Raw genomic sequence first — 25,225 nt, forward strand, 5'->3', positions numbered from 1 at the left:
AAGCCCATTCAATAAAGGAGGACATATAATGCAATTGGCAGCCGTGGCAGAAAAATTGGTTCATGAGGTTCGAAAACTGATTGATGAGGAAATCATCATTATTGATCATGCTGGCACGATTATCGCAAGTACCGATGGCAGCCGTATCGGATCTTATCATGAAGGAGCCATCCACGCTTTCAACAATCGTGAGAAATTGATCATCAACAAACAGGATGAACGAAGTTGGAAAGGGGTGAAGGCAGGAATAAATCTACCTATTTTCTTTAATCAGGAAGCCGTTTGTGTAATTGGAATCACGGGAGACCCCAAACATGTTTCCCCCTATGCAGAACTTTTAAAAAAGATGACGGAGATGTTCATTCAGGAAAGCTATCATATCGAACAAGCAGAATCCCAATCACGTCTGATGGAATTCTTTGTATTTGAATGGCATCAGCTGCAGACGTTCAATGAGTCATTCCTTCAGAAGGCTAAGTTGCTTGGGGTCGATGTTCATACAGACCGGATCATAACCCTTGGTGAATTTAAAACTGAAAAAATCATCGAACCTCATGTGTGGAGAACGCTTCAGATATACATAAAACAGCAGCATCCCAAGGACATCGTGGTCCGTTGGGGGAGGAACCAATTCGTCATTCTTTCGATAGCCGATTTTATCGGTTCAAAAATCCAACAATTAAAGAAATTAAGTAAACTGATAAGAAATCTGGAAGAGAGTTCGGGTTATAAAGTGAGCGCAGGGGTTAGTTCACGTGCACCGGGATCCGCATTCAGGCAAGCATTTTTTAAAGCGGAACGTTCCTTGAAAATCGCGTTACCTTCATCGGGAATAATATTTGACGAAGACTTGAAGCTTGAGGTCCTGCTTGATGAAGTTACCCCTGAAACAAGACTTGATTATTTATCCCGGACTATTCAGGATTTGCTTCCTAATGAGGAGCTGCTTAAAACCCTTTCCATGTATTTTGCAAGTGATCTATCTTTGAAGGAAACCGCTGCAGCCCTGCATATCCATATCAATACCCTCCATTACAGGCTCAAGCGCATAGAAGAAATGACCCAGTTGAATCCTAGGAAGCTAGCCGATTTGGTCACTATGTATCTAGCACTAAGAGTATTGGATAAACATACAAATTAATTCTATGGAAAGCTGTAAATTCTATATGTTCATACATAGAAGGTTGAATGTTATTTTCTTATACTTAAATCATATAAAAAATATCGAATTCCATTTGTTTATATGAGGAGGATATACATGTTAACAAAGCAGGTTAAGCAACTACTTCTTACCATCGTCGGTCAGGAGAATTACGATGACTCGAAAGTTGAATGTCTTGTCTATTCATATGATGCCACGCCAGGGTTTCAAGCGATGCCGGATGCTGTCATTAAACCGGGCTGCACAGCTGAAGTCGCAGCCATCGTAAAAGTTTGCAATGAATACCATGTTCCGATCGTTCCACGCGGGTCGGGGACGAATTTGAGCGGAGGCACCTGCCCGACAGAGGGGGGGCTTGTCCTTTTATTCAATCGAATGAATTCATTACTCGAAATAGATGAGGAAAATTTAACGGCGACCGTACAACCTGGGCTCATCACATTGGACATGATTTCAGCAGTTGAAGGAAAGGGCTTGTTTTATCCGCCCGATCCAAGTTCGATGAAAATCTCTACGATTGGCGGCAACATTAATGAAAACTCTGGTGGACTGCGTGGGTTAAAGTACGGAGTCACCCGTGATTATGTCATCGGGCTTGAAGTGGTCCTTCCGAATGGGGACATCATCCGAACAGGGGGCAAGCTTGCCAAAGATGTAGCCGGATATGATTTAACGAAGCTTTTTGTCGGTTCAGAGGGGACGCTGGGCATTGTTACAGAAGCGATCTTAAAACTGATTCCAATCCCGGAAACCACAAAGACGATGCTAGCCCTATATCAAGATCTGGATGCTGCAGCCCAGTCAGTGGCCAAGATCATTTCAAATAAAATCATTCCCGTCACACTGGAATTTCTGGATCGGCCGACGTTGATCGTGGTTGAGGACTTCGCGAAAATCGGTTTGCCCACCAATGTGGAGGCGGTCCTGCTGATAGAACAGGATGGTCCGCCGGAAGTGGTGGAACGTGATATGAAAAGGATGGCCGATATCTGCCTAGAGGAAAAGGCGGTTTCCGTGGAAATTGCCGAAACGGAATCTGACGCGATTGCCTTGAAAACGGCAAGACGGACAGCCCTTTCCGCACTGGCACGCCTCAAGCCGACGACCATTTTGGAAGATGCCACCGTTCCCCGGTCGGAAATTGCCAAAATGGTTAGGGCGATTAATGAGATTGCAAGCAAGCATAACGTGGACATTTGCACTTTCGGTCATGCGGGTGATGGGAACCTGCATCCAACGTGCATTACCGACGCTCGTGACCATGATGAAATGGAGAGAGTGGAGCTCGCCTTTGCCGACATTTTTGCCGTGGCTATCGACCTTGGCGGGACGATTACCGGTGAACATGGTGTAGGAGCGATGAAGGCCCCTTATCTTGAATGGAAGCTGAAGAAAGAAGGGATTGCCGCCATGAGAGCGATTAAACAAGCATTCGATCCCAATAACATCATGAATCCCGGTAAAGTATTTGCCAAGGAAAGCAGGAAAAGGGTGGTGGTATCTTCATGACGACAGCTCAGGAAAGGGAAACCATTGCCCAACAATTCGCGGAAAAAATGAATGAAGATGAATTGTTTAATTGTATGCGCTGCGGTTTTTGCTTACCCCATTGCCCGACATACATGGAATCGGGGTTAAAGGAATCCCATTCACCAAGAGGCAGGATTGCACTTATGAAAGCGGTGGCCGATGGTGTGATTGCACCCGATGAGGATGTTGAACGTTCTTTGAGTCTCTGTCTCGGCTGCAGGGCTTGTGAGCCTGTCTGTCCTTCAGGTGTGAAATATGGACATCTTCTAGAAGAAGCAAGGGATATCATCCATCAGAATAAGAAACACAGTCTCCCTGTAAAAACGATTCGCAAGGCCGTTTTTAGTGGATTATTCCCGCATCAGGAGCGGATGCAGGCCATGACGAGTTTGCTGGGCTTCTATCAGAGATCGGGACTCCAATATGTGGCCCGTAAAACGGGAGTCCTGAACATGCTTCCTGATAATTTGGCAACCATGGAAAAAGTGCTGCCGAAGGTCCCAAAAAAATCAGAAATGAAAAATAGGCCAACTGAGCTGCCTGCAATCGGAACAGCACTCAAAAAGGTGGCTTTCTTTTCCGGCTGCTTGATGGATACGATGTTTTTGGAAACGAACAAGGCTACACTAAAGCTTCTTCAGCTGGCTGGATGTGAAATCGTTATTCCGAAATCCCAGGCTTGTTGCGGGGCACTGCATGGGCACAGTGGTGAAAAAGAAGGGGCAAAGCAACTGGCCAGGCGTAATATTGAAGCTTTTGAAGCGGACGAAGTGGATTATATTATTACAAATGCCGGCGGTTGCGGAGCTTTTCTCATAGACTATGACCATTTGCTCCAAGATGAACCGGAATGGAACGACCGGGCAATCGCATTTAAAAATAAGTTGAAAGATATAAGCGAGATCCTTGTGGACTTGCGTTTTCAGGAAAAAGTCCGTCTGAAACTGCCAGCACAATCAGTAACCTTTCAGGATTCCTGTCACTTACGGAATGTGATGAATACCTCCATGGCTCCGCGAATTCTCCTTCAATCGATAGAAGGAATCGACTTCAGGGAAATGAAGGATGCGGATCGGTGCTGCGGCTCGGCAGGGATTTATAATATTGTTGAATCAGAGATGTCCATGAATATCCTCGACACTAAAATGGAGCACACTAAATCGACACAGGCCGATATCGTTGTCACGGCAAATCCTGGCTGTCTGTTACAAATGCAATTGGGGATCGAGAGGGAAAACCTGGGGGCATGTACCAAAGCGGTGCATATAGTGGACCTGCTAGTGGAGGCCGTGGATTTATAATAGAAGAAAAAAGATTAGATGAAAATAATGAAATGGGATTATTCGGATAAATATTACATTTTTAAAAATGGGGGAACCCTTATAATACTTGGATTTCATTTGAAAAATTGTTCTGTGCTGAGAACAAATTGTAATGATATAACATAAATGAAATATTGATTTCTCGTTTACTTAGGTGTATGGCGGGTAGAGTTTATATATAGCATCACTAAACCAGTCAACAAAACCTAAGGAGGAATGTAAAATGAATAAAACAGTATATGGAGTATATGAATCAAATGCAGAAGTGATCCAAGCAATCAATGCACTTAAGGCCAAGGGCTTTGAAGGGGACGATATTACGGTCGTCGCAGACAAGGAAGAAACATTGGATTTCACGAACCAGCAACGCGAAACGGATGTTCATACAATGACGAATGTTCCTAACGACGAATCATTCATGGACAAGGTGGCACGCTTCCTCATGCCGGAAGATACGGCAGACCTTTCAACAAGATTGGCGAATGCTGGTCTTTCGAATAGTGAAGCGGCTGAACATGTCTTTGATGTAGAAAACGGAAAAGTCCTGGTTCTGGTCGAAGAAGGTGAAGGGCACCTGGGGACGGCAAGAGATAAATTCACGACAGGAACAATGGACACTGCCGGTACAAGGCTGGATACGAACTCCGCCAACCCGCTTTATAACGGGACTGAAAAAACCGATGCACTGAATAAAGAAGATGTTTATGGAGTGAACGGGCAAGGCCGTGAATTGCCTGAAGATGAAAGGACGCTTAAACTTCGGGAAGAACAACTGAACATTGACAAAGAAAGAGTTCAGACAGGTGAAGTGGTCATTAATAAAGAAGTCAATGAACAACATAAAACGTTAAATGTTCCTGTTGAACACGAAGAAGTGACGGTCGATCATAGATCGGTTTCAGGACGTGAAGAGAATCTGGAAACTGGAAGCATTGAAGATGGGGAAACACTACGTATCCCAGTAGTTGAAGAAAAATTGGAAGTTTCGAAAAAACCTGTTGTCACAGATGAAATTGTCATCAGGAAACATGCTGTACAAGAAACGGAACAAGTTCAGGATACCCTTAAAAAGGAAGATATCAAGCTTGATAGTACAGATGAATCGATCGTAAATGAGAAAAAGGCAACTGAACGAAGAAGCGACCGCTTCTAAGAAGTGATGGGAATGGCCTGCAGTTTTTAAAACTGCAGGCTTCTTTCTATTTTAAAGCCTGATAGAGGTTCGAACTTAGGGGAGGAGAACCTTTGAATGGGCCATTTTTTGTTTAATTAGCACCCATCGGGGTATAAATACAGATAAGAAGAAATATCGGAATAATAGGAGGAAGATGCATGGGAAAAACATTATATGGTGTTTTTAATTCGGAAGAAGAAGTAATCCAGGCTATACAATCCTTCAAGGAAAAAGGAGTCCATGAGGGAGAAATAACCGTAATGGCTGATAAGAAAGAAGAGTTGGGTTTCGTCAATGAAAAGCGGGATCCGGATGTAGACGTCGTTACTAACTCGAACGACGATTCCTTCATTGATAAGATGAAACACTTTTTCCTGAACGAGGGTTCTGGAGATATAAGGAACCGACTAGGTGACTTAGGGCTTGCCGATAGTGAAGCCACCGCTTATATAAACGAAGTGGAAGCTGGAAAATTCCTGATTCTTTTAGATGAATCGGAAACTTTATCACAACGAGAAGGCGTAACTTCCAACGGCATGCAGGGTGCAGACGAACTACCTGCAGAGAATCCGCTTAAAACAGGGGTGGTGAACAATCCGGACCCGAACCTTTTTCCTGAAACAACTGCGAATGCATTTCAAACAAGGGAAGTGGAAGCACAGCCAGGAAGAAGCGAAGAACTTCACGGAAATTCTGCCAACATCTTTGATAAGGAAGAGCTGGATACGAAGCGAGCCCAAGAAAGGGAAATCAGGGGGAACTCCACCGAAAAGTATAAGGAACAAAGGCCAGGGGATCATAAGTCTCTGGATCCTCAAGGAGCACTGGATCGGACCTTAAGCCCGAATGCTAATAATGGGCAGCAAGAGAAAGAGGACATTTTGAAGGATGAATACATTAAAAATCGAATTAATACCGATAATCTATAATACGCAAAATAGCAGCCTGCACAAGGCTGTTATTTCAGTTTGTAGACAAAAGGGATTCTAAAAAGTGGAACGGGTATGCGAGACCCCGCAGGCGCAAAGGCGCCGAGGGCGGACCGCCCGCGGAAAGTCAGTGCCTGGAGGCAACGTTCGAATTGTACAAACCCTTAAAAAACTGTAGATAATTTTAATCTGAAACCTTTTAGGCAAAGGGTTCCCTCGTTTATTAGTCAGGAATTCTCAATAGACTATTTGCTTGTTTATTGATAAAGCCGCAAGGTATAATTACAAAGGAATTTTATTATAAGTAAAGTAACAAGGAGGGGGAAAAACATGGAAAAAAACATATATGGTGTTTTTGACTCTAATCCGGAACTACTTGCTGCAATTCAAGATTTACAAGCAAAAGGCGTGACTGGCTCCCAAATGACAGTAGCAGCTGATATAAAAAATGATGTGCAGCTTGGAAATGAACATACGGATATCCTGATCATCGCCAATCAGGATAAGGAGGATACTCTTTTTTTAAAAATCTTCCACTACTTCACTGATGAAGGGTCTGGGGATTTACGCAGCTTTTTCACGAAATACGGCTACTCTTTTGCTGAGACAAAAGCGATGCTTAAAGAAGTGGGCGCTAAGAAATTCATTCTTCTTATCGATGAAGAAGTCTCTATCGAAGAATTGAAGGCTGGCGCCGGTAAAGTGGTACCAATGAAGAAGTAAGCTAACTAAAAAAATAACAGCCTTTGAGGGCTGTTATTTTTTTAATCCTGCTTCGAGGGCAGTGATCATTTCCTGTTTTTCCTGTTCAGATGAATTTTGCCAGATGACCTCGAATAATACTCCCAATCCAGGAAGCATTTTTTCCTCGCCATTCTGTATGGCATCGACAATCGTGTCTTCTAGCTGCTCTTGCGAATTTCCAGATACATTTTGGATAATCGCATTACGTAGGTTTAAATTCACAATTATTCCTCCTCTAACACATAATGACTGACATTAATAGCATTTCACAAACTCGCATGCAATATGTATGTGAATTGCGTTATAATAGGAAAATCAGTGTTAAGTTAAAGGAGCGTTTACCCTTGAAATATATCGAATCGGTAAAAAACCCGCAAGTGAAGCAATGGAAAAAGCTATTGACGAAAAAAGAACGAGATAAAACAGGCAAATATTTAGTCGAGGGTTTTCACCTAGTTGAAGAAGCCTTAAAAGAAGATATCGTCATGGAAGTGATCGTCAATGAAGAAACTGAAATGCCAGCCCATTTTAAGCTGGAAGGTACAGAAGTCATCTATGTGAAAAATGATATTATGAAAGCGATATGCGATACCGAAGCCCCACAGGGAATTGCAGCTGTTTGTGAACAGAAATCAACGAGCATGACGTCCATTAATCCGGATAAACTATTGTTGATCGATGCCGTCCAGGATCCGGGGAATATTGGAACGATGATCAGGACAGCGGATGCAGCTGGAATCGATGCGGTCATTCTTGGCGAAGGGTGTGCCGACTTGTATAATCCCAAAGTGGTACGTTCGACACAAGGGAGCCTATTCCATATGCCTGTCATAAAAGGGAACCTTTCCGAAATCATCGATGAGCTGAAGCAAATCGGCACACCGGTCTATGGCACGGCATTAGAAGGCGCATCCCCATTTGAAGAAGTGGAAAAGTCTTCCCGATTTGCCCTGCTGGTCGGCAATGAAGGCCAAGGAGTATCGAAGGAATTACTGGAGAAAACGACTAAAAACCTTTATATTCCCATCTACGGAAAAAGCGAATCTCTGAATGTGGGGATCGCTGCCGGGATTTTAATGTACCATTTACGAAAATCGATTTGAAACGGCCGTGGAATTATAATATAATAAAACAGAATTTTATATTGAAACAACGATGACAAAGAGTAGTAACTTAAGTTATCCATATCCAGGGAAAAAATGCCTTGACTGAAAGCATTTTTATGGCACTGCTTAAGGGAATTCACCTTTCGAGTTGGCATTGGGAAGACAGAATGTCCGAAAAATGTTCCGGTGAAGAGCCGTTATTTTTAATGAAGTGAGTGCAGAAGTTTATTTGTTCATGCACTAATAAGGGTGGTACCGCGATACATAAACCTCGTCCCTTTAGGGATTGGGGTTTTTTTGTGTTCATTTTTACAAAAGGAAAATAAAGGAGGAAGACATGATGCAGGAACGTTTACTAGAACTGCAGGAAGAAGCGTTGCAAAAAGTTGCCGCCGCTTCCGAATTAAAGGAACTGAATGAAGTACGTGTCGCTTATTTAGGGAAAAAAGGACCAATCACTGAGGTATTGCGCGGCATGGGTAAATTATCTGCCGAAGAACGTCCGAAAATCGGGGCACTAGCCAATGATGTTCGGGAAGCGATCGCAACAAAGATCGAGGAGAAACAAAAAGCACTTGAAACTGCGGCGGTCAATGCTAAGCTAGCAACTGAAACGATTGACGTCACACTTCCAGGACGTCCGGTTAACAAGGGGAATCTTCACCCATTAACACGTGTCGTGGAGGAAATCGAAGACTTATTCATCGGTATGGGTTATACGGTTGCGGAAGGTCCCGAAGTTGAAAGCGACTACTACAACTTCGAGGCACTTAACTTGCCAAAAAGCCATCCGGCACGTGATATGCAGGACTCCTTCTACATCACGGATGAAATCCTGATGCGTACGCACACTTCACCGGTTCAAGCCAGAACGATGGAAAAACATAAAGGTCAAGGTCCTGTTAAAATCATCTGCCCGGGTAAAGTATATCGCCGTGATAACGATGATGCGACACACTCCCATCAATTCCAGCAAATTGAGGGCTTGGTCATCGATGAGAACATCAGCATGAGCGACCTGAAAGGAACGCTTGACGTATTTGCGAAAAAAGTATTCGGGCAAGACCGTGAAATCCGTCTTCGTCCAAGTTTCTTCCCATTTACGGAGCCTTCCGTCGAAGTGGATATTTCTTGTAAAATTTGCGGTGGTAAAGGCTGCAGCGTATGTAAACAAACAGGCTGGATCGAAGTGCTTGGAGGCGGAATCGTTCATCCGAACGTCCTTGAAATGGCTGGCTTCGATTCCAAGAAATACTCTGGATTCGCATTTGGAATTGGCGTGGAACGGATTGCCATGTTGAAATACGGTGTGGACGATATCCGTCATTTCTATACGAATGATGTTCGATTCTTAAAACAATTCAACCATCACGAAGCATAAATTTTTATTTTAAAAAGGAGGACCTACCATGTTTGTGTCATATAAATGGTTACAAGATTATGTTGACCTTTCAGGCATCAATGCGACGGAGCTAGCAGACAAAATCACGAAAAGCGGCATTGAGGTTGAAGGGGTAGAAAAGAAAAGTGAAGGGCTTAAAGGAGTCGTCATCGGGCATGTCATTGAACGTGAACAGCATCCAAATGCGGATAAGTTGAATAAATGCCAAGTTGATATCGGGGCTGAAAATCCCGTTCAAATCATCTGTGGGGCACCGAATGTCGATAAAGGCCAAAAAGTTGCAGTCGCTACTGTTGGCGCAGTCCTTCCAGGTAATTTCAAAATCAAGAAAGCGAAACTTCGCGGAGAAGAATCGCACGGGATGATTTGCTCGCTTCAAGAATTGGGCTTCGAATCTAAGCTCGTGTCCAAGGATTATGCTACAGGCATCTTCGTCTTCCCTAATGATGTGGAAGTGGGGAATGATGCATTGGAGGAACTCGGATTAAGTGATGAAGTGCTGGAACTTGGACTGACTCCCAACCGTTCTGATGCATTAAGCATGCTTGGTGTTGCATACGAAGTGGGTGCCATTCTAGGCCGGGAAGTGAAATGGCCGGTTGTCGAGAAAGAAGAGGCAGCTGAAAAAGCTTCTGATTATATCAGTGTCAAAGTGGAAGCGAAAGAAGATAACCCGATATACATTGCAAAAATCATTAAAGATGTTAAAGTCGGACCCTCACCGCTTTGGATGCAGACTCGGCTAATGTCTGCAGGTATCCGACCTCATAATAATGTGGTCGATATCACGAACTACATTTTGCTTGAATATGGTCAACCGCTACATGCCTTTGATTATGACCGCTTTGGTTCAAAGGAAATCGTCATCCGCAGAGCGAAAGATGCAGAAAAAATCGTAACGTTGGATGAAGCTGAACGCACTTTGACACCAGACCATTTAGTGATCACAAATGGCAGCGAGCCTGTTGCAATAGCTGGTGTAATGGGCGGAGCGGATTCCGAAGTGAAAAATGATACAACGAACATCATTATTGAAAGTGCATATTTTGCAGGTACAGTAGTTCGTAAAGCTTCTAAAGACCATGGCTTACGCAGTGAAGCAAGTGCCCGTTTTGAAAAAGGCGTCGATCCGGCCCGTGTACGTGAAGCTGGAGAACGTGCAGCACAATTGATTGCACAATATGCTGGCGGAACAGTCTTACAAGGAACGGCAGAAGTGGATGAATTGACAATGGAACCTGCGGTCATTAGCATCACACTTGAAAAAATCAACACACTTCTTGGAACAAGCATGACCGTGTCAGTTGTGGAGTCCATCTTCAAACGCCTTCAATTCGGCGTCGAACTTGACAATGAAACGTTCACCATCACTGTCCCGACGCGCCGTGGTGATATTACGATTGAAGCTGATTTAGTTGAAGAGGCTGCACGTTTATATGGATATGATAACATTCCCGCTACACTGCCGATCGGTTCTTCTACTCCAGGCCAATTGACTGACTATCAAATTAAACGGCGGAAAGCACGCCGTACACTTGAAGGCGCAGGCCTTTATCAAGCGGTGACCTATTCACTGACAAGCCAGGAAAAAGCGTCCCAATTCGCATTGGAAGCTAGAGAATCCATTCGTTTAGCAATGCCAATGAGTGAAGAACGGAGCCAATTGCGTTTGAGCATCGTTCCTCAATTGCTGGAAGTCGTGAAATATAACAATGCCCGCCAAATTGATTCACTAGCCCTGTATGAAATCGGTTCGGTTTTCTTTAAGCAGGACGAACAAGAACTACCTGAAGAAAAAGAACATATTGCTGGAGCCATTACAGGCCTATGGGAGTCGCACCTATGGCAAGGTGAAAAGAAACCAGTGGATTTCTTTGTAGCCAAAGGCGTGATCGAAGCGTTATTCGATACACTTGGATTAGCTGATCAAATCAGTTACCGCCAAGCGGAAATCAACGACATGCATCCAGGACGGACAGCGGAAGTACTTTTGAATGGTGATGTGATTGGCTTTATCGGCCAAGTGCACCCAACCGTCCAAAAAGACTTGGATATTAAAGAAACATACATTTTCGAACTTTCCTTAAAAGCATTGGCCGAAGCCGAAGTAGCGCCGATTGCCTACAAAACCATTCCGCGCTATCCATCAACAACACGCGATATCGCGCTCGTTGTGGACCAAGCTACGAAAGCCGGGGACATTCAGGATATTATTGAAGAAGCTGGTGGCAAACTACTGAAAGAAGTAAGCATCTTCGACTTATACGAGGGTGACAGAATGGAGGAAGGCAAGAAATCCATTGCCTACTCACTGAAATACTTCGATCCGGAACGTACCCTAACGGACGAGGACATTACAAAAGCACATGAAAAAGTGCTTGAAGCCGTCAAAGAAAAAGCTGGCGCAGAACTAAGAGGATAAAACCAAAAAGACAGCTCCCTGAATCCAGGGAAGCTGTCTTTTTATGAACTTACGAGAAAAACGCCTAAATTCAGTAAAATGTGCAAATTCACGAGTAAAGTGCGGAAACTCACGAGTAAAACGCGTAAACTCACGAGTAAAACGCGTAAACTCACGAGAAAAGTGCGTAAACTCACGAGTAAATCACGTAAACTCACGAGAAAAACGCGCAAACTCACGAGTAAATCACGTAAACTCACGAGAAAAACGCGCAAACTCACGAGTAAATCACGTAAACTCACGAGTAAAAAGCGCAAACTCACAAGAAAATGCGCACATTCACGAGTAAATCAAGTTCTTCATTAAACAAAAAAAGGCGGCTGTACCCGGAAGGTCAGCCGCTTTCCCTTATTTATGATATTTCTGTTGATATAATCGCTTCGCTTTTTCTGTATTGGCGAAGTGGGTTTTCGTGAATTCGTTTAATGAATCGATTCCTTTCTCATGAATCAATCTTGCGGCCGCTTCATCGACTGCAAAGCCGGCACCTTTAGGGATTTTGAATCCGGCTTTTTCACTCAGCAAGTCAAAGCGTTTGACGAATGCATATCGGGCCAGGATGGAAGCGGCTGCCACTCCAAGGTGTATGCCTTCCGCTTTTGTGCATAAATAGGTGGCATTGGCTTGAAATAGTTCTTGGCCTTTTAGGTAATTGAAAAATACATCTGGTTGAGCGAATTGATCAATAAGGACCGCTTCCGCTTCTTCCGGCTGGATTTTTTGCATGAGATTCTTGATCGCCTGGTTATGGAGGATTGCCTTCATTTTTCCTTGTGACATTCCCTTTGCCTGCAGCGTATTATATTTCGGGTTGTCGCATGTGAGCAGGCTGAATGGCACCACATCCTTAATCTGTTTGGCAATTTCGATGATTTGTGGATCCTTCAGATTTTTGGAATCCTGGACACCAAGTTCCTTCAACAGGGCGAGTTGCTCCTTTTTTGCATATACGGCCACTACGGTGATCGGACCGAAATAGTCTCCTGTTCCGACTTCATCGGAACCAATCACTGACATGGTTCCGATATTTGAAGGTGGTGAATAGCGGTGGACGTTTACTGATGCAGATGAAGCCGTTTTTTTCTTTGGGGCCGCAGCAGTGGTATTTTGTTGCCATTTTACCGCTTCCTGTTCGGCATTCTTACCCTGAAAGAGTACCTTTCCGGATTTATAGGCGGTCACCGTACATAGCGGCGGTTTTGCGGAAAAGATGCTCCCCGGCGGCAGCTTGGCGGCCAAGGATGAAGAATAATGGGATTTCATCGCCTTTATTTGTTCAGGGCTGATAAGTAAAACAACATGGGACATAATGGGTAAACTCCTAACTTCATTTTGTTTTTTAGGTAATCTTCTTCCTTAAGTCGTTTTTTTTTGACAAATTATTGTATTTTTTATGCAAGAAATGACGCTGTACTCTCTTTCGTGACGAAAAACTTCATGATATGATAGAATTAGGATTGTTTAGATTGGGGGCATCATTTTGTCAGACGATAAACGAAATAAAACAACAGTTGATATATACGGACAACCATACACAATCGTCGGTACAGAAAGCGCGAGTCATATGCGCCTGGTCGCTTCGATGGTTGACGAAAAAATGAGAGAGATCAGGATGAAAAATCCATATTTGGATACAAGTAAGCTAGCGGTACTAACGGCCGTGAATACGATCCACGAATATATAAAATTAAAAGATGAACTAGACCAGCTTCAACTGGAATTAAAGAGAGAGAAGGACTGAGTACATGCTTGATTTAGCAATTCTGGCCATTCTTTTAATCGGTTTATTAATCGGTTTAAAGCGTGGCTTCATTTTACAAACGGTTCATATGACTGGGTTCATAGTAGCCTTCATCGTCGCCTATGTATTTTACGGAGATCTTGCTCCCAATTTGAAATTGTGGATTCCGTTTCCTACTATGGGTGATTCCTCGACCATTAATATGTTTTTCGATACAGTCGGGCTGGACACGGCGTATTACAATGCGATTGCCTTTGCAATCATTTTCTTTGCTGCCAAGATTCTTTGGCAAATGATCGGATCCATGCTGAATTTCATTACCCATCTTCCGATTTTAAAACAGCTGAATCGCTGGGGTGGAGGGATATTGGGCTTTATCGAAGTCTATCTTATCATGTTTATTATATTATATATAGCTGCCATGCTGCCAATGGATTCCATCCAGAAACCATTAACGGGATCTTTTCTGGCAGAATCGATCGTGAAACATACACCGTTCCTTTCCGAGCAAGTGAAGGAACTTTGGTTTCATGATTTAAAACAATCTTAATGTCAGTATACGAGGGCCTGCCTCCCTTTCTCAAAGTCCTAGATTCCTATACTTTGAATGGGGGAGGCCCCTTTTTATGTAGCAGCATGTAACTTCCCCTGATTGAATCGAAAGTTAAGAATCGGACTGCTTGTACTTTAACTCCAAGAAAGGTATCTTTAAGAAAGTGAACATGGGACACCCTACTAATTTTTTCGGCGGTGAATGAAATGACGATTAATAAAAAAGATATCATTAAATTATTAGAAAAAATCGCAATATATATGGAATTAAAAGGAGAGAACCCGTTCAAGGTTTCAGCTTTCCGAAAGGCAGCAGGCGCCTTGGAAACGGATGACCGGAGCCTGACGGCCATCGAAGACTTTACCGCTTTAAATGGAATCGGGAAAGGAACGGCATCCGTCATCGAAGAGTATATGAATGAGGGGAAATCGACTGTACTTGAAGAGCTTCAGGAGCAGGTGCCAAAAGGTCTGATTCCGCTCTTGCAGCTTCAAGGTTTGGGCGGGAAGAAAATTGCCAAGCTTCATAAAGAGCTGCATGTAAACGATGTGAATGATCTTAAACTCGCCTGTGAAGAAGGCAGGGTCGCGGCGCTTGCCGGTTTCGGCAAAAAAACGGAAGAGAAGATCCTGTCTGCTATTGCCGAGGCAGGTTCAAGGCCTGATCGGCTGCCCCTTGCCTTCATGAGGCCGATTGCGGATGATATTGAAACGGCCCTTGCTAACATGGAATACATCATCCGTTCTTCCAGAGCCGGCAGCATCCGGCGTATGAGGGAAACGATCAAGGACCTCGATTTCATCATCTCGACAGATCATCCCGAAGAAGTTAAGGATCAACTGCTCGCATTAAAGGGCATAAAGCAAGTGATTGCAGCGGGTGATACAAAAGTATCGGTCGTGCTAGATTATGAATATGATATTTCCGTCGATTTCCGGATCGTGAAGGATAAGGAATTCATAACGACACTCCATCATTTTACCGGTTCGAAAGATCACAATGTGCGGATGCGCCAGCTGGCTAAAGATCGCGGTGAGAAAATCAGCGAATATGGGGTGGAAGTGGCTGAAACCGGTGAGGTATTGACGTTTGAAACGGAAGAACGTTTTTATAATCATTTTGGTCTTCCATTCATTCCCCCAGAACTGCGTGAAGACGGAACGGAAGTGGAGCATTATGATGCAAATGAACCTCTCATATCTTTGGAGGCCATCAAAGGTGACCTGCACATGCATACCACATGGAGTGATGGGGCTCATACCATTGAAGAAATGATTGAAGCGTGCCGTGCAAAAGGTTATCGATATATGGCCATAACCGATCATTCGCAATATTTGAAAGTTGCGAACGGCTTGACCGTGGAACGTTTACGTGAACAAAAACGGATCATCCATGAACTGAATGAAAAATACGATGATTTTACCGTTCTTTCGGGGATTGAAATGGATATACTTCCTGATGGGACACTTGATTATGACGATGAGCTGCTTGCAGAGATGGATTTGGTTATCGCATCGATCCACTCAAGCTTTTCACAGCCGCGGGAAACGATCATGGAGCGCTTAAAAACGGCTCTGAATAATCCGCATGTTGACATAATCGCCCATCCAACGGGAAGGATTATCGGCAGACGCGCCGGATATGATGTCGATATAGAGATGCTGATCGAACTGGCACGCGAAACGAATACCGCCTTGGAATTGAATGCGAATCCGAACCGATTGGATTTGGCACCTCCCCATCTGCGCAAGGCACAGGAAGCAGGCGTTCCGATTGTTATCAATACAGATGCCCACAGCATCGATATGCTTGATCATATGCCTGTTGGGGTCTCGTCGGCCAAAAAGGGCTGGATTAAAGAATCAACGGTTCTTAATGCAAGGGATACGGATGGATTATTAGCGTTTTTAAAGAGAAATGATTAACTATTTGCCCATAAATAAGGAGGAGCTTTAACTCCATGCATAATAAAGCTTTAAAGACATTGGAATTTCATAAAATAAAAGAACAATTAATCTCACACGCATCCTCTTCCATAGGAAAAGAGAAGGCACAGCACTTGATGCCTTCTACTGATTTTGAAGAGGTGTCGAGATGGCAGGAAGAAACAGATGAGTCAGCAAAAATCGTCCGCTTGAAAGGTAACTTGCCATTGGGCGGGATTTTTGATATCCGTCCTCATGCAAAAAGGGCACAGATTGGCGGAATGCTCTCACCTATGGAATTGATGGAACTTGCGAGTACGATTCGAGCCGGCAGGATTCTCAGCCGTTTCTTCGAAGAACTTGCAGAACAGGAAATTGAAGTTCCGCTTTTAGCCGAATATATCGATTCCCTTCATCCATTGATTGATTTGCAGCAGGAAATTACGTATGCAGTAAGCGAGCATGGCGAAGTGATGGATTCTGCTAGCGATAAGCTCCGTACCCTAAGAAACCAAATTCGGACGAACGAAAGCCGTGTCCGGGAAAAACTGGAAAGTATGATCCGTTCTTCCAATGCATCAAAGATGTTATCGGATGCCATCATCACCATCCGGAATGACCGTTTTGTCATCCCGGTAAAACAGGAATACCGCAGTGTGTATGGCGGGATCATTCATGATCAATCCTCATCTGGGCAGACATTGTTCATTGAACCGCAAGCAATCGTTCAACTGAATAATGTCCTGCAGGAAACCCGAGTGAAGGAAACGCAGGAAATAGAACGGATCTTGGTCGAACTTTCGGAAAAGGTAGGTGCGTTCACCCCTGAATTGCTTCATAATGTCAAAGTCCTTGCACAAATCGATTTTCTTGTCGCCAAGGCAAAGTATGCAAAAGCGATAAAAGGGTCCAAACCGATTCTGAATAATGAGGGACGCGTGAAATTATTCAAAGCGAAACACCCGCTCATTCCGAGTGATGTTGTCGTGGCCAATGACATTTTCCTTGGTGATGAATTTACGACAATTGTCATCACCGGACCGAATACAGGAGGTAAAACGGTTACCCTGAAAACGATTGGCCTCTGTACATTAATGGCCCAGTCAGGTCTGCAAATCCCTGCGCTTGATGGTTCCGAAACGGCAGTGTTTTCCTCTGTTTATGCCGATATTGGCGATGAACAGTCGATTGAACAAAGCTTAAGTACATTCTCTTCGCATATGGTCAATATTGTCGATATCCTTAAGAATGTCGATTATGATAGCCTAGTTTTATTCGATGAGCTTGGAGCGGGAACTGACCCTCAGGAAGGTGCCGCTTTGGCCATTTCCATTTTGGATGAAGTGTATAAGCGCGGTGCACGTGTGATTGCCACGACACATTACCCGGAATTAAAAGCTTATGGATATGATCGGGAAGGCGTCATTAATGCAAGTGTTGAATTTAATGTGGAAACCTTGAGTCCCACCTATAAACTTTTGATCGGTGTACCGGGACGGAGTAATGCGTTTGAAATTTCCAAGCGCCTTGGTTTGGAAGAAAGCGTGATAAGCAGCGCCCGCAGCCATATTGGTGAGGATACGAATAAAGTTGAGAATATGATAGCGTCCCTTGAAGATAGCCGCAAGAAGGCCGAAGAAGAGGAGCAGGAAGCCAAGAATCACCTGAAACAGGCGGAAATTCTTCATAAAGACCTTCAAAGGCAAATTGGTGAATACCATGAAGAACGGGATGCTATGGTTGAAAAGGCAGCAAAAGAGGCAGCGGCGATCGTTGAAAATGCACAAAAAGAAGCGGAAGCGATTATAGCTGACTTACGTAAACTGCGACTCGAAAAGCATGCCGATGTAAAAGAACATGAACTGATCGATGCCAAAAAACGGCTCGAAGAAGCAGCGCCTAAAGTGAAAAAAACATCAAATAAAGTGGCGAGGCCTCTGGATAAAAGCTTGAAACCTGGTGATGAAGTAAAGGTCGTAAGTTTTGGTCAAAAAGGTCATTTGATCGAGAAGGTATCAAGTAATGAATGGCAGGTTCAGATCGGCATCATGAAAATGAAGGTGAAGGAGTCTGACCTAGAATTCATCAAGGCCACGAAAGTAAAAGAAATAAAGCCGCTTACTACGATAAAAGGTCGCGATTATCATGTTAGCGTGGAACTTGACCTACGTGGTGAACGCTTTGAAAATGCAATATCAAGAGTGGAAAAGTACGTTGATGATGCTCTTTTGGCCGGTTATTCCAGTGTCTCCATCATTCATGGTAAAGGAACGGGCGCTCTCCGGTCCGGGGTCCAGGAATACTTGAAAAATCACCGCTCTGTCAAAAGGATTCGCTTCGGCGAAGCCGGTGAAGGCGGAACAGGTGTTACGGTGGTGGAATTTAAATAAAGGAAAGTGGTCATTCCGGCTAACTGCCAAGCCGGGTGGCTAGTTACCATTCGGGAGTTGGACCATGGAGAACATGTGGGAAAATGAATATGTATATATAGCTGCTCGTTACAGTGTCGTCATTCTTTGCATGATTGTTTTTTTAGCCATTTTTGAACTTGTCACAAAGTACAAGAACTGGGAGGAAATCAAACAGGGAAACCTTTCTGTCGCGTTGGCAACAGGTGGTAAAATATTTGGAATCGCCTATGTATTCCAACAGTCCATCCTCCATCAGAATTCGCTGCTTACCATGATTGGCTGGGGCGTATACGGATTTATCCTTCTGTTGATCGGTTATTTCATTTTTGAATTTATGACTCCTGGATTTAAAATAGATGAAGAGATACAAAAAGATAATCGGGCAGTAGGATTCCTATCGATGATCATTTCAATCGCATTATCTTTTGTCATCGGCGCAGGAATTTCTTAATGCCCTTCATGAGAGGGAGAAAACTGTGGAGAAGCTTGCAAAAGTCTTAATTGTTTGTTGCGGAATCTTTTTTCTGTTAGGAATTTTTTATATGATATTCTTCAATTGAAGCGGCCATTGTGCCGCTTCTTTTATTTGAATTCCATTTTAAAATAGGAGGTGGTGTGTAAAGTGAAACTTTCGAAACCAAGGCTATGCTGCAAATCTAATTCGTAACATATTGAAATGGGACAAAAAAAGCTTTTCTTCAAGTTTGTTTACAGTCTGTAAGGAGTAAAACACTCCTTTTTTTGTTTTCCTTTTTAAGTGTTTCCAATCCTCTCTTGTACTCTCGTAGGATATATGGACCACCTTAACGCTCATCATCAGCCTTTATGCTTATTTTTCTGAATTTAAGCAATTGTAAGAAAATCCCGATTGTATTATAATGATAAAGAGTATTGAGAATATTCAGAAGGAGGGGGCAAATGAGCAATAAGCCATGGCAAGCTATTTATCCAGAACAGATACCAGCGGTTTTGTCGTACGAAGATAAACCTCTTTATTCTTTTTTGAAGGAATCAGCCGAAGAATTCCCTGATAAAGTATCGATTCATTTCCAGGGAAAAGAATTAACTTTCCAGGAAGTATATGAATCTGCTTTAAAGTTCGCAGCGTATTTAAAAAGTATCGGTCTTCAAAAAGGAGAACGCGTTGCCGTCATGCTTCCGAACTGCCCTCAGGGTGTCATAAGCTTTTTTGGGATATTGATGGCTGGCGGTGTCGTGGTTCAAACGAATCCAACCTATACTGAACGTGAATTAGAGTATCAAATGAAAGATTCAGGAGCTAAAATAATTTTAGCGATGGATATTTTATTTCCCCGTGTCACTGCAGTCGCTTCAAGAACGGATATAGAACATATAATTGTAACCGCTATCAAGGAATATTTACCTTTTCCGAAAAATCTTATCTATCCTTTTATTCAAAAAAAGCAATACGGCATTGTCATCAATGTGGAGCATGCGGGCAATCATCATTTATTTTCCGAAATCATGAAACAAAAGGTCCCTGAAGAAGTCGCTGAGCCGATCGATGTGAATAATGACCTTGCACTTTTGCAATATACTGGCGGGACAACAGGCTTTCCCAAAGGGGTCATGCTTACCCATAAGAACTTGCTGGCAAATACAAAAATGTGCAATGCATGGCTTTATAAAAATAAGCGCGGTGAGGAAAGGATCCTTGCGATTCTCCCATTCTTCCATGTGTACGGTATGACGACAGTCTTGGTTCTTTCCGTCATGGAAGGGAACACCATGATCATCATGCCGAAGTTTGATGTTGAAGCGACGCTTAAAACCATCCAAAAACAGAAACCGACCATGTTTCCAGGAGCGCCAACGATGTATATCGGCCTCTTGAACCATCCGGATATCGCTAAGTATGACCTTTCTTCCATCAATGCCTGCATAAGCGGTTCTGCACCATTACCTTTAGAGGTTCAAGAGCAGTTTGAGAAAATTACCGGCGGGAAGCTGGTTGAAGGCTTTGGACTGTCGGAAACCTCACCGGTAACCCATGCTAATTTCATTTGGGATCAGCCGCGTGTAAAAGGAAGCATTGGATTGCCATGGCCAGATACCGACTCGGTGATTCTGTCCCTGGAAACGGGCGAAGAGCTACCTCCGAATGAAATTGGTGAGATTGCCATAAAAGGACCTCAGGTAATGCAAGGTTACTGGAACCGTCCGGATGAAACGGAAAGCACTTTTAAAGATGGCTGGCTACTAACAGGCGACCTGGGTTACATGGATGAGCGGGGGTTCTTTTATGTAGTCGAGAGGAAAAAGGATACAATCATTGCTGGTGGTTTCAATATATACCCACGTGAGGTGGAAGAGGTACTATACGAGCATGAGGCCGTACAGGAGGTTGTTGTGGCAGGTATCCCTGACCCATATCGCGGTGAGACCGTCAAAGCCTACGTCGTACTGAAAAAAAATGCCAGGGTGACTGAAGATGAATTGAATGATTTTGCTAGAAAAAGCCTGGCTTCCTATAAGGTGCCGCGCAGCTATGAATTTAGGGAGGAACTTCCTAAAACGACGATAGGAAAGATCCTGAGAAGAGTCCTTATCGAGGAAGAAAAGAAAAAAATATCGGAGGAAAGAAAAGAAGCGTAAACAAGCAACCCCTTCATACGGAGCAGCGGAATAGGGCTCCGTGTTTTGCAGAACGACTGGACAACCTATGGATTGGGGCTGTACAATGAACATAAGTGGAATGTCAGGACTCTTAGAAGTTTTTGCTTGACAGTAAAGGGTCGTCATTCTATGATAGAAATATGAATGATGATTCATTCATTTTCTGAAAGGGGACATCCAGTGAAACGCAACAGACCAAAGTATAACCAAATTATTGATGCGGCCGTTATCGTCATTGCCCAAAACGGTTACTATCAAGCCCAAGTATCCAAAATCGCCAAGCAGGCAGGCGTAGCGGATGGCACCATATATCTTTATTTTAAAAATAAAGAAGATATCTTAATATCATTATTCCATGAAAAGATGGGCTATTTTGTGGAACAGATCGAAGAAGAACTAAAAGGAAAGACCACAGCTTCGGATAAACTGCATGTGCTCATCCAAAAACATTTTCAAAACCTTTCAGAAGACGTGAATTTAGCAATTGTCACTCAGTTGGAATTAAGACAGTCGAATAAAGAATTACGCCTAAGGATTAATGATGTGTTAAGAGGATATTTAAATTTAATCGATCAGATCATTAAAGAAGGAAAAGAGAACGGCGAATTTTTGCCTGATTTAAATAATTTACTTGCCAGGCAGATGATTTTTGGAACGATTGACGAAACAGTGACGACTTGGGTCATGAATGAGCAAAAGTATTCGCTCCCAGACCTTGCACCAGACGTTCACCGCCTTCTAATTGGCGGCTGTGGCTTGAAAAGTTAACGATTTTAATCGAGGATGGCTAGCCATCCTCGAAAGAATCGGTTAATATGCTTTCCGGCTTACCGGGAAGTGATACATATAGAATTTTCAAAAAAGTTTGACTAGATGCCAGGAGGGATAGATATGGAATACCTTAAGCTTTCTGTCGAAAATCATGTAGCATTTATAACGATTGATCATGCACCAGCAAATGCGCTTTCCACGGCAATCATCGGAGAGCTGTCACAGGCCTTTGATCAAATTGAGCAAGACGAAGCCGTACGGGTTGTCCTTCTTCATGGTGAAGGAAGATTTTTCTCTGCAGGAGCAGACATTAAAGAGTTTACGGAAGTGACAAACGGTAAGGCTTTCGAGAAGCTGACCAAGAATGGTCAATCTGTATTCGAGAAAATCGAATCTTTTCCAAAGCCGGTCATTGCAGCCATCCATGGTGCGGCGCTTGGCGGAGGATTGGAGCTGGCCATGTCCTGTCACATCCGTTTGGTAACCGAAAAGGCTAAACTAGGTTTGCCTGAACTGCAGTTGGGCTTAATCCCTGGATTTGCTGGCACCCAGCGTCTTCCTCGTTATGTGGGTATGGCAAAGGCCGCTGAAATGCTGTTTACAAGTGAACCGATTACAGGTATCCAAGCTGTGCAATGCGGATTGGCCAACCATGCTTTCCTGGATGAAGAACTGATTCCAAAAGCGAAGGAACTAGCCAATAAAATTGCCAAGAAAAGCCCTCTGGCTTTAAAGGCGGCTATAGAATTATTAAATTATTCCAAGCATGATTCCTACTATAAAGGTGTGGAAAGGGAAGCCGACCTCTTTGGCAAAGCTTTCGATACTGCTGACGCAAAAGAAGGAATTGGCGCTTTCATGGAAAAAAGAGAAGCTGTATTCACAGGGAAATAAATAACTATTTTTATATATCATGCAGGATTTTGATGAAATTTGAAGAATACAATAATATATATCAATAAAATTCATAATCTTCAAAACTCAAATCATTCGGGAGGTATTATCGTGAACATTTATGTACTGCTGAAAAGAACATTTGATACAGAAGAAAAAATTACACTATCCAACGGGAAAATTAATGAGGATGGAGCAGAATTCATCATTAATCCATACGATGAATATGCTGTTGAAGAAGCAATCCAGGTGCGAGATGCACAAGGCGGCGAAGTAACGGTTATTTCTGTCGGAACCGAAGAGGCTGAAAAGCAATTACGCACAGCGCTTGCAATGGGGGCTGACAAAGCCGTATTGATAAATATTGAGGACGACATAGAAAATGGCGATCAATTCACGACTGCCAAAATTATAGGCGAATACTTAAAAGGTAAAAATGCCGATCTAATCATTGCAGGGAACGTTGCAATCGATGGCGGTTCTGGTCAAGTGGGTCCACGAGTTGCCGAGATTTTAGAAATTCCTTATATTACAACCATTACTAAACTGGACATTGCAAATGGAAATGTAAGCGTTATCCGGGATGTCGAAGGGGACTCTGAAACGATCGAAGCATCTCTTCCATTGTTAGTGACAGCTCAACAAGGGTTAAATGAGCCACGTTATCCTTCTTTGCCGGGAATCATGAAAGCGAAGAAAAAACCGCTTGAAGAATTGGAATTGGATGACCTGGATTTGGAAGAGGAAGATGTTGAAGCAAAAACAAAAACGATTGAAATCTACCTTCCTGCGAAAAAAGAAGCTGGAAAAGTATTGAACGGCGAAATCGGTGCCCAAGTCAGCGAACTTGTTCAATTATTACGCAGCGAAGCAAAAGTGATTTAATCGAAACGGTACTTTTAAAACAACAACACACGACAAATAGATAAAATAGAGCACAGGAGGTTTTTATAAATGGCTAGAAAGTTTCTTGTATTGGGCGAAGTTCGCGACGGTTCACTAAGAAATGTATCATTTGAAGCTATCGGTGCGGCTAAACTTGCTGCAGATGGCGGGGAAATCGTAGGTGTTTTAGTTGGTGACAGTGTTCAAAATTTCGGAAATGAATTGATCCAATATGGTGCAGACCGGGTTGTTGCAGTCGAAAATGATCTATTGAAACAATATACTTCAGATGGTTATGCGCAAGGCTTGCTTGCCGTCATCGAGCAGGAAAAGCCAGAAGGGATTTTCTTTGGACATACGGCTCTGGGAAAAGACCTTGCACCTAAATTGGCTGGAAAGCTTGAATCAGGATTGATTTCCGACGTTACATCCATTGAAGAAGAAGGCGGAAATATCGTTTTCACCCGCCCGATATATTCTGGTAAAGCATTTGAAAAGAAAATTGTTACAGATGGCGTGATATTCGCGACAATCCGTCCGAACAATATTGAACCGTTAGCGAAAGATGAGTCCCGCTCTGGTGATGTTTCTGCATTAAGTGTGGATATTAAGGATTTACGCACAATCATCAAAGATGTTGTTAGAAAAGCTAGTGAAGGGGTCGACCTTTCAGAAGCAAAAGTAATCATCGCAGGTGGCCGTGGCGTGAAAAGTGAAGATGGTTTTGAACCATTGAAGGAACTGGCACAAGTACTGGGCGGAGCGGTAGGTGCTTCCCGCGGTGCATGTGATGCGGACTATTGCGATTACTCTTTGCAAATCGGGCAAACGGGTAAAGTCGTTACACCAGACCTTTATATCGCCTGCGGTATTTCTGGAGCGATACAGCATTTAGCGGGGATGTCCAACTCCAAGGTTATCGTTGCCATCAACAAAGACCCTGAAGCTAACATATTCAATATAGCTGATTATGGAATTGTCGGGGATCTTTTCGAAGTCGTTCCATTACTTACGGAAGAATTCAAAAAACTAAAAGTTAACGCTTAAAAGAAATAAATTCTGATGAGGGGCAAGACATTTGGCATAAGCCGATACATGTCTTGCCCCTTCATTTTTTTTGGCTTTTAGGCAAGGTTTGAGCCTGCATATTTACTCTTTTTTTGGACATCCTACCACTGAAGCAAAATATTAGCATCGTTTCTAGCAATAATGGTATACTGACTTTAGTTATTTGAGTAATTTTGAGGAGGAAATATATATGGCTATTGTAAATGCAACTGACCAAACTTTCACAACAGATACTAGCGAAGGTGTAGTTCTTGTAGATTTTTGGGCACCATGGTGCGGACCTTGTAAAATGATCGCTCCTGTTCTTCAAGAGCTTGATACTGAAATTGGCGATACAGCGAAAATCGTAAAAGTGGATGTAGATGAAAACCAAGAAACAGCTGGGAAATTCGGTGTGATGAGCATCCCGACATTAATCGTCCTTAAAGACGGTGAAGTGGTGGATAAAGTTGTTGGTTTCCAACCTAAAGAAGCACTTGCTGAACTTATTGCAAAACACGCGTAATAGTA

At 43.2% G+C, this 25,225-nt stretch carries 23 protein-coding genes and 1 other annotated feature; of the genes, 20 read left to right on the plus strand and 3 right to left on the minus strand.

The genetic code is table 11. The annotated features are described in order from the left end of the window. Positions 1–28 precede the first annotated feature (28 nt). From QUF86_RS13360 to QUF86_RS13385, 6 genes are all read left to right on the plus strand, one after another. The gene (locus QUF86_RS13360; RefSeq protein ID WP_289334611.1) at positions 29–1,141 is read left to right on the plus strand and encodes a PucR family transcriptional regulator; all 1,113 of its coding nucleotides are present in this window, start codon (positions 29–31) and stop codon (positions 1,139–1,141) included. Positions 1,142–1,258: 117 nt separating this feature from the next. After that, complete coding sequence (gene glcD / locus QUF86_RS13365; protein ID WP_289334612.1) at positions 1,259–2,671, plus strand: glycolate oxidase subunit GlcD; 1,413 nt, start codon at positions 1,259–1,261, stop codon at positions 2,669–2,671. Continuing rightward, positions 2,668–3,993, plus strand: coding sequence for a (Fe-S)-binding protein (locus QUF86_RS13370; RefSeq protein WP_289334613.1), 1,326 nt, complete (start codon positions 2,668–2,670; stop codon positions 3,991–3,993). The genes glcD and QUF86_RS13370 overlap by 4 nt, the downstream gene beginning before the upstream one ends. A gap of 244 nt (positions 3,994–4,237) precedes the next feature. Continuing rightward, a complete protein-coding gene (locus QUF86_RS13375) occupies positions 4,238–5,167 on the plus strand; it encodes a YsnF/AvaK domain-containing protein (protein ID WP_289334614.1) in 930 nt (309 codons plus the stop codon). 179 nt (positions 5,168–5,346) lie between these two features. Beyond that, a complete protein-coding gene (locus QUF86_RS13380; protein ID WP_289334615.1) occupies positions 5,347–6,117 on the plus strand; it encodes a YflT domain-containing protein in 771 nt (256 codons plus the stop codon). 330 nt (positions 6,118–6,447) lie between these two features. After that, complete coding sequence (locus QUF86_RS13385) at positions 6,448–6,840, plus strand: general stress protein (protein ID WP_289315414.1); 393 nt, start codon at positions 6,448–6,450, stop codon at positions 6,838–6,840. A 33-nt stretch (positions 6,841–6,873) separates the two neighbouring features. Here QUF86_RS13385 and sspI read toward each other — a convergent pair whose 3' ends face one another. After that, positions 6,874–7,083 (minus strand): small acid-soluble spore protein SspI, encoded by a 210-nt coding sequence (gene sspI / locus QUF86_RS13390; protein WP_057911488.1) that lies wholly within the window; start codon positions 7,081–7,083, stop codon positions 6,874–6,876. Positions 7,084–7,205: 122 nt separating this feature from the next. Between sspI and QUF86_RS13395 the strand changes: the two genes are divergently transcribed. The 3 genes from QUF86_RS13395 (at position 7,206) to pheT (ending at position 11,791) form a co-directional block, all read left to right on the plus strand. Beyond that, positions 7,206–7,964, plus strand: a complete 759-nt coding sequence (locus QUF86_RS13395; RefSeq protein ID WP_289315415.1) for a TrmH family RNA methyltransferase — start codon at positions 7,206–7,208, stop codon at positions 7,962–7,964. 43 nt (positions 7,965–8,007) lie between these two features. Further along, positions 8,008–8,249, plus strand: a binding site (T-box leader). A 58-nt stretch (positions 8,250–8,307) separates the two neighbouring features. Then, positions 8,308–9,348, plus strand: a complete 1,041-nt coding sequence (pheS, locus tag QUF86_RS13400) for a phenylalanine--tRNA ligase subunit alpha (protein WP_098370018.1) — start codon at positions 8,308–8,310, stop codon at positions 9,346–9,348. A gap of 28 nt (positions 9,349–9,376) precedes the next feature. Then, complete coding sequence (gene pheT, locus QUF86_RS13405; RefSeq protein ID WP_289334616.1) at positions 9,377–11,791, plus strand: phenylalanine--tRNA ligase subunit beta; 2,415 nt, start codon at positions 9,377–9,379, stop codon at positions 11,789–11,791. Positions 11,792–11,832: 41 nt separating this feature from the next. Here the strand turns inward: pheT and QUF86_RS13410 are convergent, their stop codons facing one another. Next, positions 11,833–12,093: a hypothetical protein gene (locus QUF86_RS13410; RefSeq protein ID WP_289334617.1), complete on the minus strand. Its 261-nt coding sequence runs from the start codon at positions 12,091–12,093 to the stop codon at positions 11,833–11,835. 85 nt (positions 12,094–12,178) lie between these two features. After that, a complete protein-coding gene (rnhC, locus tag QUF86_RS13415; RefSeq protein ID WP_289334619.1) occupies positions 12,179–13,138 on the minus strand; it encodes a ribonuclease HIII in 960 nt (319 codons plus the stop codon). Between the two features lie 172 nt (positions 13,139–13,310). On the opposite strand from rnhC, the gene zapA reads away from it, so the two are divergent. The 11 genes from zapA (at position 13,311) to trxA (ending at position 25,220) form a co-directional block, all read left to right on the plus strand. Further along, positions 13,311–13,571, plus strand: coding sequence for a cell division protein ZapA (gene zapA, locus QUF86_RS13420; protein WP_048678967.1), 261 nt, complete (start codon positions 13,311–13,313; stop codon positions 13,569–13,571). Between the two features lie 4 nt (positions 13,572–13,575). Then, a complete protein-coding gene (locus tag QUF86_RS13425) occupies positions 13,576–14,121 on the plus strand; it encodes a CvpA family protein (protein ID WP_289315420.1) in 546 nt (181 codons plus the stop codon). A 209-nt stretch (positions 14,122–14,330) separates the two neighbouring features. Further along, on the plus strand, positions 14,331–16,049 hold the full coding sequence (gene polX / locus QUF86_RS13430) for a DNA polymerase/3'-5' exonuclease PolX (protein ID WP_289315421.1): 1,719 nt from the start codon (positions 14,331–14,333) through the stop codon (positions 16,047–16,049). Positions 16,050–16,084: 35 nt separating this feature from the next. Next, a complete protein-coding gene (locus QUF86_RS13435) occupies positions 16,085–18,439 on the plus strand; it encodes an endonuclease MutS2 (protein ID WP_289315422.1) in 2,355 nt (784 codons plus the stop codon). 64 nt (positions 18,440–18,503) lie between these two features. Beyond that, positions 18,504–18,911, plus strand: a complete 408-nt coding sequence (locus tag QUF86_RS13440) for a DUF350 domain-containing protein (RefSeq protein WP_137019456.1) — start codon at positions 18,504–18,506, stop codon at positions 18,909–18,911. Positions 18,912–19,378: 467 nt separating this feature from the next. After that, entirely contained in the window at positions 19,379–21,076 is a 1,698-nt protein-coding gene (locus QUF86_RS13445; RefSeq protein ID WP_289315423.1) for an AMP-binding protein, read from the plus strand. Between the two features lie 201 nt (positions 21,077–21,277). Then, entirely contained in the window at positions 21,278–21,865 is a 588-nt protein-coding gene (locus QUF86_RS13450; protein ID WP_289315424.1) for a fatty acid metabolism transcriptional regulator FadR, read from the plus strand. Positions 21,866–21,988: 123 nt separating this feature from the next. Continuing rightward, on the plus strand, positions 21,989–22,762 hold the full coding sequence (locus tag QUF86_RS13455) for an enoyl-CoA hydratase (RefSeq protein WP_289334620.1): 774 nt from the start codon (positions 21,989–21,991) through the stop codon (positions 22,760–22,762). A 111-nt stretch (positions 22,763–22,873) separates the two neighbouring features. Further along, positions 22,874–23,647 carry an electron transfer flavoprotein subunit beta/FixA family protein gene (locus tag QUF86_RS13460; RefSeq protein ID WP_289315426.1) on the plus strand — a complete coding sequence of 258 codons (774 nt, stop codon included), beginning with the start codon at positions 22,874–22,876 and terminating at the stop codon, positions 23,645–23,647. Positions 23,648–23,716: 69 nt separating this feature from the next. Further along, complete coding sequence (locus QUF86_RS13465; protein WP_289315427.1) at positions 23,717–24,694, plus strand: electron transfer flavoprotein subunit alpha/FixB family protein; 978 nt, start codon at positions 23,717–23,719, stop codon at positions 24,692–24,694. A gap of 184 nt (positions 24,695–24,878) precedes the next feature. Continuing rightward, positions 24,879–25,220 (plus strand): thioredoxin, encoded by a 342-nt coding sequence (trxA, locus tag QUF86_RS13470; RefSeq protein WP_289334621.1) that lies wholly within the window; start codon positions 24,879–24,881, stop codon positions 25,218–25,220. Positions 25,221–25,225: the final 5 nt, after the last annotated feature.

It is taken from the genome of Peribacillus sp. NJ11, from assembly GCF_030348405.1.
Classification (GTDB): domain Bacteria; phylum Bacillota; class Bacilli; order Bacillales; family DSM-1321; genus Peribacillus.